Below are 11,926 nucleotides of genomic sequence, written 5' to 3' on the forward strand. Positions count from 1 at the left end.
ATGAATAGACCGGGCAGGCGGTATGGTCGGATTGTCGGGGCCGGAATCAAGGATGGAGTCTGTTGGACACGCTTGACGGGGTGGCGGCGCTTCGATCGCTCGAAACTCATGTAGCTGCTCTCCGGTCGTTGAAGGCCGGCGACCAGCAACCTCCACAGCCTGCGTCGCTTCTGGCAGACCTCGTGGATTCACACGGTGATCTGCCGTTCGGTGTGACGGCAACGTCCGACGGACTCCAGTTCGTTCGACCCGATGTGGCAGCAACCGACACGCCGCCCCCGATGCTGTGGCCTCTGGACGGGCTGGTGGATGAGTCTGAATTGACCGATTGGGGATCGCGACCGCTCGCCGTCGATCTCGGAGAATTACGACGAGAAGCTGTCTTCTACCAGCAGGAGTATGGCGTCGATGTCGAGCGCCTGTTCGCACGATATCGACCTGTGTGGGATCAGTGGGCGATCAGCCAGAGCCGTGCGGCTGAGAGTGCCGGACTTTTCGATGCTCTTCATGAATTGGCCCAGACCAGCGCCACGAAGGTCAAGAATCTCTACCTCTCGGCTTGGCGTTTGACCGTGCCTGAGTACGGTATTGACACCCGTCTGGCTCGCCGACGAGTGAAGCTCGAGATGATTTCGACACGCAATCCGCGTTACGCCTTGTTCGACGATGACGATGAAGGTATTCGTGGCCAAGAGGTCGACGCGATCGTGCTGGCAGTGGAACCCCATGATGCACTTCACTACGACATGCGGGCCCTGAGCGCACAACTCGGTTCCGCGGACGACTACGCCTTTCGTCCAAGCCTCGTCGAACGCAACGATCTTCCGCTGGGCTCGCATGTCCGGCAGCGCGTGCTCGCTGACATCCGACCCAGGATTCAAGATGGCTTGCGCGCACGGTTCGGTGACGGTGTCGAATGGTCGCTGACGATGAGTCCAGCACTGCTGATCAGCGATCACGACCGGTCGACTATCGAGGACGCCCTCGAGGGCGTCACCGCGCTTCGTGGGCAATTGAGTCGATGGCCAGGAATTGCCGCCGCGAGTGAGCGGTTGCTCGAAGGCGCCCCGGGAGCATTGAGTGCCTTGGAACAAGAGTTGACAAGAATCTTGCACTCGGTCGGCATCAGTGACCCTCTTCCCTCGGGAACGGTCCGCATCAGTGATTCAGCGTTGCCGGTTCCGAGCAAATTCAGGGACCGTCTTCGCGTGCGCGCCGGCACAGTGGACCCGTTACTTCGGTTCCGCGATCGTCGTCGAGCGGCGGCCGCCGCAGCGGCGGAGCAGGCCGCGAGCCTGGTGGGAGTCGATACCCCAGCCACCGTTGCTGTTCCGGATTCGCTCGACGAGTCCGATCCCACACCAGGCTCCTTCACCCTGGACGAACGCCAGCGGTCAGTGGCCGAGGCGTCGCCCTCGGACCGACTGGTGGTTGTCGCGGGCGCAGGGCAGGGTAAGACCGAGGTCGTCGCAGCGCGGTTGGAGCACCTGGCGAGCGAACATGAGCTGTCTCTCTCCACTGAGGTCCTTGTCCTCAGCTTCTCGCGCGCAGCAGTGTCAGCTGTCAGGAAGAGACTGGCGACGCGGGTGCTCGCAGGCGCGGAGATCCGAACGTTCGATTCGTTCGCGAGCAGGGTCATCATCGACGCCGAGCAGGAACCTACGGGTAGTTTCGACGCACGAATCGAGCACGCGACGCGACTGTTGCTCGATGACGACGTCGAGCTTCCGATGCTGGACGATGTCCGGCACGTCGTTCTCGACGAGGTGCAGGATCTGGTGGGGAAGCGCGCGAAATTGGCACTGGCGCTGATCGCGCGGGCAGGTGCTGATGTCGGTCTCACTGCGCTGGGCGATCCCAACCAGGCCTTGTACGACTTCCAGTTGACCGATACCGAGCGTGCCCACCACTCCGAGATCGTGGACGATTTCGGAGACCTGGAGAATGTTCGTGTCACACGGCTCACTCAGAACTTCCGTGCACGGGGTCCTGTTCCTCTCGCCGTCGTGGACCTCGGGCAGCGCCTTCGCACGATGAAGGATGGTGCAGCGGCCCGCGGAGAGGTCGGGTCGTTCGTCGAGGCGCTCCCGCGTGCCGAGGCGGAGACCTGGCTCGCCGACGTCTACCGTGCGGGCCGGACCACAGCTGTCCTCACGAAGACGAACGGTGACGCCCTCCGCGTGTCCCAGCTCCTGACATCATTGAGGGTCCGCCACACGCTCCGCCGGACATCGCAGGAGCAGGGTGCCAGTGCGTGGGTGTCGGAGTTGGCGCGGCTTCTGCCGCGAGTGGTCAACCGGCGTGACGACGTGATCGCAGCGCTCGAGTTCACATCCGTTGCCGATCCGACAGACGCCTGGAATGTTCTCAAGGAAGCAGAAGGCGTCTTCCGTTCCCCCGACGACCTAGACATGTCTCGTATCCGCCGCGTGATCGGGGGATACGGCATCCCGACGGCGTTGATGGCGGACACCACCGAAGACGTGGTCATCTCCACCGTGCATCGGGCAAAGGGACTCGAGTTCGATCGCGTGTTCCTCCTGGACACCGACCACGAGTCCGATCAAGACGATTTCGCGATTGCTCGGCGAAACTACGTGGCGTTGAGTCGTGCTCGGGACGAAGTTCGGCGGTGCGCCCCGAAAACGGCGAAGTCCTGGATGAAAAAGGATCCTGCGCCGCCGGGGCGGTGGATGGAGAAGTCATTCGGCAAGGGCGGCAAGCAGGTGACACGGTCGATCGAGTTCCGCAACGGCGACATCGATACCGACTCGCCCTTTTCCACGGCGGACGCAGCTTCGCCCATGGCCGCACAGGAGCTGTTGGCGTCCGGTCGGGTGACGGGGCTCTCCGTGACCTTGGAACTCGATCGTGAGTGGAGCCATCGAGATGCACCCATCTACCTCGTCAAGGGCGATGATGGAAAGGCCTTCGGCCGTACCAACGAGGATTTCGGCCGGAGTGTCAAGCGACTGTTCACCGTTTGGCAGCACGCCTACCCGATGGTGATGACGGGCGTGACGGTGATGACGGTGGAGTCAGTGACGGGGACGCCAGAGGTGTGTGCTGAAGCTGGACTCGGAGAGTCGGGAATCTGGCTCGCGCCGCGACTTTCGGGATTGGTGCGACCGCTATGGGATCAGAAGTGGGACGGAATGTCATGACGAACATTGGTAACTCGCTGGATTCGATGTACGCCTTCCGGGGCGACATGGTCGAACAACTGGAGAAGGACCTGTTCGGCCCCGGCGGGGGAGAAGGCGAAATCCTCGACGAAGCGCCACTCGACCGATACGTGGTCGGGGTCCTCTGGCCCGCCGAAGCGGCGCTTCAGGAAGAGCCGGAACCCGACAGCGCCGAGTCCGATCCCGTGGACAGTGCAAGCGATACCCCAGTCGCTCAGTCGATGATGCGATACCCCACATCGATGGGCCTGACCTTCACTGTCGATTCAGAGCTCGCCGAAACGGTCACGCTTTCCGTCGCCGGCGCTCGTTACATACCGTCGGATATTCCCGACGCCACCCCCGCGGACGGCGGGACACGTCGACGGACCCGGGCGAAGCCGGATACGTGGAGCCGGTTGGCGGCAAATGCCGACGACATAGTTCACTCGATCACGGCACCTGGCACGAAGACGCGTGACGTCGCGCCGGGCCTGCAGCTCTACACGCTGACCAGAAAGCCCCGCAACGGCACAGTCACGATCTCCGCGGTCCTACGTAACACCCTCGCGTCCTCCAAAGGTGAACTGCGCGACGCCAATGCGTGGTTTCAGGTCGGCATAACAGTCACCACCGAAGGCGCCGCTCTCGTCGATCGTGGAGCCCCCAACCGTCTCGGTGACGACGCTGATCTCCTCAGTGCCGATCTGATGTATCGCAACGCGCGTACGTTCGGAATCGGACATGGATGCGCTGTCACATGGGACACCACCGGACAGGTCGTCACCGACCGCATCGAGACCACGCTGCTGCCGACCTACGAGGTTTCACGGGCTCGCCCTGGATCCGTCGACGATGACGACATAGATCTGCGAATGTCGAAACTGGGCCATGCCTCTTCCGCAGACGTCGTCGCAGGGCTGGAGCGTCTCGTCGAGTCCTACCGCTCCTGGATCGCCGAGCGTGAAGCCGAGGTCACGTCCGGAGGAACTGACGTTCCCGAGTCGCTCGAGCCGACTGCAATGGACCATTTTCGAAATGCGCGCCACGCCGCCGACCGGATCGAGGCAGGAATTGCTCTCCTTGCCGGCGATCCGGAGGTGTTCGAGGCTTTTCAGCTGGCCAACCAGGCAATGCAGACCCAGCGCGCACGGCAGGTGTGGGTCCGAAACGGCGCGACAGGGCCCATGGACGAGGGCCTCGACCAGACTTGGTACCCCTTCCAGATCGCTTTCGTCCTCTTGAACCTCCCCGGACTCGCTGATGCCGGTCACAATGACCGCGATATAGCTGATCTGCTGTGGTTCCCCACGGGTGGTGGAAAGACCGAGGCGTACTTGGGGCTGGTCGCGTTCATACTTCTGCTACGACGCATCAGGAATACTGAGGCGATCGGTGTGGCAGTGATCATGCGATACACCCTGCGCTTGCTGACGATCCAGCAGTTCGAGCGAGCAACAATGTTGCTGTGCGCTCTCGAGCGAATCCGAATCGGGCACGGTGGCTTGGGGTCCCGGCCGTTCAGCATCGGGCTCTGGGTGGGACGCGGGGGTACCCCCAACACGCACGACGACGCCAAGAAGGCCCTTCGTGCCTTGCAGCAAGGTACGGAAATCACCGAGGCGAATCCCGTCCAGCTGACTCAGTGTCCCTGGTGCGGTAAGGCGCTGGACGATTCCAAGTACTCGCTGGTGACCGGACCGGCAGCACGCCTGCGTATCGCGTGTGGCAACACTGCCTGTGACTTCTCCGCCGGTCTCCCCGTCTATGTGGTCGATCAGGACATCTACGAGTACCGCCCTGAGCTCATCCTGGGAACTGTCGACAAGTTCGCGATGATGGCCTGGCGGTCGGACGTTCGAAAGTTATTTGCGCGGGACGGCATCGGCAGTCCGCCTGACCTGATCATTCAGGATGAGCTCCACCTGATCTCGGGCCCGTTGGGGTCGATGGTCGGCCTGTACGAGACAGCGGTCGATGCCGCCTGTTCGGTACCGATCACGGGAACGGATCGCATGTCACGACCGAAGATCGTGGCGTCCACCGCAACGATCAGGCGGTCGAGTGCGCAGATCAAGAGTGTGTTCGATCGTGATTCCCGCCAGTTCCCGCCTCCGGGCATCGACCCCGACCAGTCGTTCTTTGCCGAGCCCGCACCGCGGGACGTAGCGGGCACCCGAATGTACGTGGGGGTGATGAGCCCCGGAACCAGTCATGCGACCTTGCTGGTGCGGACCTACGGAGCGCTGCTCCAAGCTGCCAAGGACATCGACGCGGATCCTGCTGTCCGCGATCCGTACTGGACCTTGCTGGGTTATTTCAATAGCCTCCGTGTGTTGGGAAGTGCGCTCCTTCAGGTCGAGGGCGACGTGCGCGAGCGACTCGGGGTGGTGTCCCGTCGCTCGGGGACAACAGCCAGAAACCTCCAGTCGGCGAATGAACTAACGAGCCGCGTGTCATCGGCCGAAATCCCCCGGCGGCTCAAGAGTCTCGAGCGGACCGTCGACTCGGGCGCCGCAGACGATGTCGTCCTGGCGACGAACATGATCTCGGTCGGGGTCGATATCGACCGCCTCGGGCTCATGACGGTGATGGGTCAGCCTCAGTCCAGTTCGGAATACATCCAGGCGACAAGCCGCGTGGGCCGCAAGTATCCCGGCCTCGTGGTGACCATCCTCAACTCCGCTCGGTCGCGGGACCGCTCACATTTCGAGAACTTCATCCAGTTCCATCAAGCCATGTATCGCGCTGTCGAGGCCACGAGTGCAACTCCCTTCGCAGCACGTGCACGAGATCGCGGGCTACACGGGGTGTTCGTCTCGCTGGCAAGGCTTCTCGTGGACGCGATGTCGGGTGAGGGCGGCGCGGTTGCGGCACCGCAGCACGAGACCGAGCTGCGGGCGCTCATCGACACGATCGAGCGCCGTGTTTTCGCGTCGTCGCCCGACGAAGCAGAAGACACCGTCGAGCAGCTGAACGCGATGATGAAGGTATGGATCGACGAAGCGTCGTCGCGAGACACGTTGAAATACCAGGATCGAAAGTCCGCGATGGACGCGTTGATGGTCGAGCCTGGCGCCGCCCTCACGGACATCGACATCGAGTACAACCAGACCGAGACGCCCTGGCCGACGTTGATGAGTCTTCGCGACGTCGATGCCGAGAGTGCTCTGTACCCGATTCGTATGAGGAGTAATTCATGAGCGTGGCCAAGGCCCGACGGACGCAGCTGCTCAGCACATACGGGGTGGGCAGCCTGTTTCCCTCGGAGACGACGAGTTACATGATCGCCGGCATCCACGAGTGGAAGCCTCGCGAGGGTGACACAATTTCTGAACCGAGATTAGCGCGCAGTCTCGGGGTGTCAGAATTGAAATCGCCGCCCGCCGGGTCGAAGAACAAGCGCGATGTTCCGGTCATCCGATTCCCCATCACGCAGGTCTGCCCGTCGTGCCGACGCATCGATTCGCTCGTTCGCTTGTCCGGTGATCCGGCAAAGGCCCGGTGCACGTGTGAGAAGCGTACGGAGCTCAGCCCCTTCCGCTTGGTGATTGCGTGTACCCGCGGGCACATCGACGAATTCCCTTACTTCAGGTGGCTGCACAAGGGGCAAGACTCGGGGAGCGATCATACGATGCACCTCCGTGCCCGCGGGCGAACATCATCGTTGGCGGACCTCGAGCTGACGTGCACGTGCGGGGTAGAGCCGCGGTCGCTCGATGGATCTGCGGGCCCGAAGGCGCTGGCAGAGTTCGGTACCTGTGCAGGACATCGACCCTGGTTGGGTCCGGATGCCACGCAACCGTGTGACGAGATTCCGCGTGCTGTGCAGCGTGGTGCCTCCAACGTGTGGCTCCCCGCTGTCAGATCCGCAATCTCCATCCCGCCCTACTCGCAAGCGCTGGCGAAGTTCGTGACCCGGAACTGGGCGTCACTCGAAGACCCCGACGCAGTGAGTCAGGCACTTCTTCAAAGTCTGGCCCGGCACTCTCGCCGTTTTACGGCCAAGGAGATCGAGACCGAGGTCGAACGCCGGCGTGGTGAACAGCTGGATGATCTGCTGACCGAGGCAGCCCTGCGCAAGCAGGAGTACCGCGCACTTCTGGAGGGCCGGGAGCAAGACGGTCTTGACGATGACTTCGTATGCGTCGAGCGTGACGTTCCCGTCGATTTCGAACACATCATCTCGGACGTCCGAAAAGTGACCCGACTGCGAGAAGTTCGCGCGCTTTACGGATTCACCAGGTTGGCCGATGAGACCGGCGAGGAGAACCTCTGCGATCTCTCGCCGGAGAAGACGTTCTGGCTCCCAGCCGTGGAGGTGATCGGTGAAGGGATCTTCGTGTCGTTTCACCGCAACGAGTTGGAGCGTTGGGCCGGTACCACATTCGCTGCAGAAAGATGGGCGATGTTTACCGCCGCGTCCGGGGGAACGTCACCGTGGGAGGATCTCCCCGGTGTCTCGGGGTTGATCGGCGTCGCACTGCACACGTTCGCACATCTGATCATCGATCAGCTCGCGTTGACGGCCGGCTATCCGGCCGCGTCGTTGAGGGAGCGGCTGTACGTCGACGAGGCGATGGCCGGCTTCCTCATCTACACGGCAAGTTCAGATTCGGCGGGAAGCTTAGGAGGCGTTGCCTCGCAGGCGGAGCCGGACAGCTTTGGGCCTGCCCTGCAAGAGGGGCTCACTCGACTGTCGTGGTGCTCGGCCGATCCGGTGTGTATCGAATCGAGGGGGTCGGGTTCGGACGCTCTCAACTTGTCAGCGTGCCACGCGTGCGTCCTGTTACCCGAGACGTCCTGTGAACTCGGAAACCGGTACCTTGATCGTGCGTTGCTGTTCGGTACGCCTGAGGATGGACACGAAGATCACGGCCTGTTCAGCGACGTGTTGTTCGCCGGCTGAGCTAGATGTTCTTCGCGGGGAGGTTGTGGACGGTGAGTCGCTCGATGGGTGACTTGCCGTCGATGCCTGTGTGGGGTCGGTGGTGATTGTAGTGATGGACCCAGTCCTGGTAGGTCGCTGCGCGGGCTTCGTCGGAGAGGTAGGTGTGGGCGTAGGCCCATTCCTGGTTGAGGGTGCGGTTGAATCGTTCGACTTTGCCGTTGGTCTGCGGTCGGTAGGGGCGGGTGCGCTTGTGCACCACCGATCCGAGTGCTTCGGCGAACAGTGTTGAGCGGTAGCAGGATCCGTTGTCGGTGAGCACTCTGGCGATGGTGATGCCGTGGTCGGTGAAGTACGCGGCGGCGCGCCGGTAGAACCCGGCGGCTGTCTCTTTGCGTTCGTCACCGAGGATCTCGGAGTAGGCGAGGCGGGAGTGGTCGTCGACGGCGTGGTGGACGTACGCGTAGCCGCGGCCTTGTTTCTTGTTGTGCCGGTTGCCGATCGTGCGGCCGAGTTTGCGGTGCCCGCCGCCGTCGGGGATCCGGCCGAGTTTCTTGATGTCGATGTGGATCAGGTCGCCGGGGGCGGGGTGTTCGTAGCGGCGGGGTGCGGGGCGGCGCACCGCCAGGCCGGTGTTCTGGTCGAGGTGGCGCAGCAGCGGCATCCGGTAGCGGGCCAGGACCGCGGAGACGGTGCTGCGCGGCAGGTGCAGGTGGTAGGCGATCCGGTGCGGTCCCCACCGGTTGGTGAAGCGCAGCGCCACGATTCGTCCTTCGGTGCGTCTCGGTGTGCGCGCGGGGCTGCGGCGGGGCCGGCTGGACCGGTCGATCATCGCCGGCGCCCCGCCGGCCCGGTACCGGTCGGCCCACTTCTTGGCGGTGGTCGGTGAGACCTGGAAGCGTTCGGCGGCCCGCCGGATGGACCAGTGGTCGTCGACGATCGAACTCGCGAGCTTCAATCGTCCCTTCGGGGTGAGGGAGGCGTTAGCGTGGGACACGAGGACCTCTCGGTTGTCGGTGCAGTTGTGGTAACCACACCGATACCGGAGGTCCTCACCTATCTGTTGTCGCCACGCCGTCCACAACGTCCCTGGCCATTACAGCTAGAACTAGAGCTAGATCAGTGGAAAGCCCTGTCGCGGTTGCGTGTCGCCTCGGTCTGTTCGACAATGCGCTCGCGCACCTTGGAGATGGTCTTCCACTTCATCGCTCGCTTGTCCGGGTCCATCCCGAACTGGTGAATGATGTCGCGAAGCTGATCGAGGTCGAGCGCAGCGAGTCGTGCTTGTAGAGCATCCCGGCCGTCTGTTCTGTACAGACGAAAAGGGTCGAGCACAGCAGCCGCTCGAGGGGTGCGTGTCCGGGGAGCCGATGGTGGAGTGCGAACAACGGCGGCAGGGCCTGCAGTCGGCACGGCCACAGAATCGACGACGCGGGCGGCTGCTCCGGCGAAGGCGGCATCGCCGTCGAGCATTGCCTGTGCCGCCAGACGTGCCATTGTGAGCACAACGACGGCCGCATCGCTGTCTTTGGCGGATAGGGCATCGATTACCTCGTCGAAACGAGTCCGAGTGCCGGTGACGGATCCAGGTTCTGTCATGCGTAGATCTTGGCATTCATCATCACGTGCTCGGTCAAGTCATGGAGGGTGTCAACGGTGTCGCCCCCTCCGTAGCGCTTGGACAGCGAACCCTGATCTCGGTACTCAGCCGCGCCGGCAATCGCGATGGCGTCAGGCACCCAGAATGGAATGACGTTCGGCGGACGTTCTGTGCTGACTCGCTCTTCGGGTCGCTGCGCGTCGAAGTCCAGCGCGGCGTTCTGCAATCTATTGATTGTGTCACGGTGCAAATTGGTGCTCTTTCGATACTTCGTGATAATTAGTCCCAAAGCTTTTAGTGAGTGACCGGACTTCGCTGAAAACATTGCAATTCGCTTCTGAATCTGCGGGATGCCGTAGGTCGAGAGGATGTCTGGGATTGTAGGAATGACATACGCATCGGCGAGCATCAGCCCGTTGCGAGTGACGATGCCCATGTTCGGCGGACAGTCGATCAGGATGTAATCGTAGTTGTGCCTGACCTTGTCGACGGCAGTCTTGAGCACGGACAGCGGCTGCAGTGAATCGGGTTCCTCGTACTGCCACGCCGCGACTTCTTCGGAGATCTCGATCATGTCGAGGGATGACGCGAGAAGGTCTATTCCCGTCACCGTTGCGAGCGGCGAAACGTCCCGCTGTATTGCCTCTTCAATATTGAAGGCCGTGGCTTGTGAATCCAATGCCTGCTCGAACAACGCCTTAAGTGTCCGATGTGAATTGTTGAGTTCCTGCCACCGGTGACCACCGATCATCATGGTCGTGAGGTTGGTCTGCGGGTCGAGATCGATCAGCAAGACACGTTTACCGAAGTGACTGGCCATAAACTCTGCCAATGCGGCCGTCATCGTCGACTTGCCGACGCCCCCCTTGAGGTTGATCGTGGCAATAGCGGTGACCATGGTGGTGCCGATCCTTCCGGGATGAGCGTGATGTCCGTACCGGACGGTTCGTGGGTGAACTGTACGACGAGCCACCGACACATCGATCGGCGGCCGATCAGAACCCTCCGTGTCGTAAACTCCGCAACCATGGGCGACGATGTCGAGACGCAGCTCGACCTGTCTCGACACTCGATGGTCGATCTGTTCGCGGGTCCCGGTGGTCTCGATGTGGCTGCCGTCTGGGTCGGACTCGCTGCGCACGGCATCGAGTGGGATGCGGAGGCAAACGCCACTCGCCGTAACGCGCAGCTCGAGACCACGGAGGGCGACGTGAGGGCGTACGGACCTGCGCTCCATGATGCCGCGACCATCCTGTCCGGCGGCCCGCCGTGCCAGACGTTCACCGTGGCGGGGACGGGGAGCGGCAGGAAGGCCCTCGGCCACATCGGTCACCTGGTGGGGCAGATGGCGAACGACAAGGACATCACGGCGTCGCTGAAGGTACTAGAGGACGAGCGGTCCGGTCTGATCCTTCAACCACTGAAGTGGATCCTCGGAGCCATGGACGCCGGCCACCCGTACGAGGCCGTCGTTCTGGAACAAGTGCAGGCCGCACTGCCGATATGGACGGCGATGAAGCCGGTGCTCGAAGCACTCGGGTACCACGTCATCTGCACGGTGTTGAGGACGGAGATGTTCGGGGTACCGCAAACTCGACGACGCGCGGTGCTGCTGGCCAACCTACGAACGCAGCCGATCACGCCGGAACCGACCCACCAGGCTTATCGGATCGGCACCGCCAGGCTTCCGCAGGGAAATACCGAGCCTCGACCGTGGGTCTCGATGAACGACGCTCTCGCAAGGCCGGAGTGGTTCGAGGTCATCTCCAACTATGGGTCGGGTGGCAACCCCGCAGCTCGTGGCCGGCGAACGTGCGAGCAACCCTCGGCGACGGTGACGGGCAAAGTGTCGAGGAACCGCTTGGTCGACCGGAACGGTCGTCCTCTCCCCAGGCTCACAGCGGGGGAGGCGGGCGCGCTTCAGACTTTTCCTGACGACTATCCCTGGGATCTGTCCGGGTGGGCGCAGCAGGTGGGCAACGCCATTCCGCCGCGGCTAGGTGTGCACCTGCTCGCCGCCGTGTTCGGATGCGTGCCTGATCAGGCCACGCTGGATGCGCGTGTTGCAGCGCCGTGGACACCCGAGTCGCAGCCCGCCGTGGTTCTGGTGCACCCTCAGCGAAGGTTGGCGGACGCAAACCTGTTTGATGCGCAGCCTGTTTGAGACCAGTGATCGCGCGACAAGGCAAAACCGGATGAACGGTCCACACGCGTTGACGGCGGCCGCTACGGTGAGTGAATGGAACCGTACCGCCGTACCTATTCCGACACGGT

Annotated in this window: 7 protein-coding genes; 4 read left to right on the plus strand and 3 right to left on the minus strand. The window is 62.7% G+C overall.

Annotated elements, in window-relative coordinates; genetic code table 11:
* The first annotated feature begins 62 nt into the window (after nt 1-62).
* Genes OG947_RS15680 through drmB form a run of 3 tightly spaced genes read left to right on the plus strand, consistent with a single transcriptional unit; the run spans nt 63 to nt 8,073 of the window.
* The gene (locus OG947_RS15680) at nt 63-3,164 is read left to right on the plus strand and encodes a UvrD-helicase domain-containing protein (protein ID WP_328812274.1); all 3,102 of its coding nucleotides are present in this window, start codon (nt 63-65) and stop codon (nt 3,162-3,164) included.
* Entirely contained in the window at nt 3,161-6,367 is a 3,207-nt protein-coding gene (locus OG947_RS15685) for a helicase-related protein (RefSeq protein ID WP_328812275.1), read from the plus strand. The genes OG947_RS15680 and OG947_RS15685 overlap by 4 nt, the downstream gene beginning before the upstream one ends.
* Entirely contained in the window at nt 6,364-8,073 is a 1,710-nt protein-coding gene (gene drmB / locus OG947_RS15690; protein WP_328812276.1) for a DrmB family protein, read from the plus strand. The genes OG947_RS15685 and drmB overlap by 4 nt, the downstream gene beginning before the upstream one ends.
* 1 nt (nt 8,074) lies before the next feature.
* On the opposite strand, the gene OG947_RS15695 is transcribed toward drmB, so the two are convergent.
* From OG947_RS15695 to OG947_RS15705, 3 genes are all read right to left on the minus strand, one after another.
* The gene (locus tag OG947_RS15695; RefSeq protein ID WP_328812277.1) at nt 8,075-9,049 is read right to left on the minus strand and encodes an IS481 family transposase; all 975 of its coding nucleotides are present in this window, start codon (nt 9,047-9,049) and stop codon (nt 8,075-8,077) included.
* A gap of 122 nt (nt 9,050-9,171) precedes the next feature.
* Nucleotides 9,172-9,651 carry a hypothetical protein gene (locus OG947_RS15700; RefSeq protein WP_328812279.1) on the minus strand — a complete coding sequence of 160 codons (480 nt, stop codon included), beginning with the start codon at nt 9,649-9,651 and terminating at the stop codon, nt 9,172-9,174.
* Entirely contained in the window at nt 9,648-10,550 is a 903-nt protein-coding gene (locus OG947_RS15705; protein WP_328812280.1) for a ParA family protein, read from the minus strand. Before OG947_RS15705 ends, OG947_RS15700 begins: the two co-directional genes overlap by 4 nt.
* 21 nt (nt 10,551-10,571) lie before the next feature.
* Here OG947_RS15705 and OG947_RS15710 point away from each other — a divergent pair, with 21 nt between their 5' ends.
* Nucleotides 10,572-11,816 carry a DNA cytosine methyltransferase gene (locus OG947_RS15710; RefSeq protein ID WP_328812281.1) on the plus strand — a complete coding sequence of 415 codons (1,245 nt, stop codon included), beginning with the start codon at nt 10,572-10,574 and terminating at the stop codon, nt 11,814-11,816.
* Nucleotides 11,817-11,926: the final 110 nt, after the last annotated feature.

The organism is Rhodococcus sp. NBC_00297 (assembly GCF_036173065.1).
Classification (GTDB): domain Bacteria; phylum Actinomycetota; class Actinomycetes; order Mycobacteriales; family Mycobacteriaceae; genus Rhodococcoides.